The 1,355-nt window shown below is 75.6% G+C and carries 1 protein-coding gene and 1 pseudogene; one reads left to right on the top strand and one right to left on the bottom strand.

Annotation, left to right across the window (positions count from 1 at the left end):
* Positions 1–1,107 (top strand): serpin family protein (locus tag EHS43_RS44635; protein WP_260471019.1); only part of this gene is annotated, 1,107 nt, incomplete at its 5' end.
* Positions 1,108–1,167: 60 nt separating this feature from the next.
* Here EHS43_RS44635 and EHS43_RS48625 read toward each other — a convergent pair.
* Positions 1,168–1,355 (bottom strand): annotated as a pseudogene (locus EHS43_RS48625) (SNF2-related protein); the annotation flags it as partial.

Raw genomic sequence — 1,355 nt, forward strand, 5'->3', positions numbered from 1 at the left:
ACCGCGTTCTCGGCCCCCGGGGTGTGGCCGCTGCTGGCCTTCCTGGCCGACGGGGCGCGGGGCGCGGCGCGGGAGGAGCTGGCACGGGCGCTCGGCGTGCCCGCGGAGCAAGCGGCCCCGGCGGCAAGGGAGTTGCTCGCGGGACTGACCGACGCGGAGGCGCTGGACTGCGCGATCGGGCTGTGGACGAAACGGACACTGGAGCTGCGCGACACATGGGCTGCCGGGCTGCCCACCGACGCACAGGGCGTCCTCACCGGCGATCCCGCCCTGGACCAGCGGGAGATGGACGCCTGGGCCGCGAAGCGCACGGGCGGACTGATCGAGCGGATGCCGGTGGATGCGCGGGGCGACACCGACCTCGTGCTGGCGAGCGCGCTCGCGCTGCGGACCACCTGGCTGCGGCCCTTCGAGGCGCGTCCGGTACGGCCGTCCGCGGGCCCCTGGCGAGACCGGACCCTGCGCGGGCTGCACCGCCGGAGCGTACGGCTGGACCGGGTCGGGGTGGTGGCCGCGCCCCAGGGGCGGGTCACCGAGGCCAAGGTGCTCGGCGACAACGGCCTGGACGTCCATCTCCTGCTCGGCGAGGAGCACATGACGTCCGGTCAGGTGCTGGCGGCGGGGGCGGCCGTACTCGACGGCGCCCATCCGGTCGTACGGGGGTCGTTCCTTCCGCACGGGCCCGCGGGGCCGGGGCTGCGGGTGGAGGAGCGGCCGTGCGCGGTCCCCCAGCAGCCGACGCTGGAGGTGACCACGGCCGCGTTCGAGGTGCGGGCGCACCACGATCTCCTCGAACAGCACGGGCTGTTCGGCCTGACCGCGGCCCGGGACACGCGGCAGGGCCACTTCCCCGGCATCAGCGCCACGCCCCTGGCCGTCGGCTCCGCCCGGCAGTCCGTCCTGGCCCGCTTCGACGCGCTCGGCTTCGAGGCGGCCGCGGTGACGGCGGTCGCGGCGGCGCCGGGTGGTGCTCCGCCCGCGCCCCGGTACGTGTCGACCGTGGTGACGGCCGCCTTCGACCGCCCCTTCGGCTTCCTCGCCGTACACCGGGAGACGGGGCTGGTGCTGATGGCGGGGTGGGTGACGGAACCGGCACCGTTCCGCTGACCGCCGCGCGAGGGCGGGCCGTCGGTCGTGAGGGCTCATGTCGGACGGCGGGATACGCAGGTCCGCGAGGTCGCCGTCGAGTATCCGGACCAGGTGGTGGAACTCCACGACCCTGTTCTCCATCGGGGTCCCGGTCATCAGGAGGGTGCGCTCGCAGCGCTCCGCCCGCCCGGCGACCGCCTGGGGCCGCTTGGCCGGCCTTCGGGTTCTTCACGGAGTGCGCCTCGTCCACCACCAGCAGTGCGACC

The sequence above is a fragment of the Streptomyces sp. RP5T genome (genome assembly GCF_003933965.1).
GTDB lineage: Bacteria > Actinomycetota > Actinomycetes > Streptomycetales > Streptomycetaceae > Streptomyces.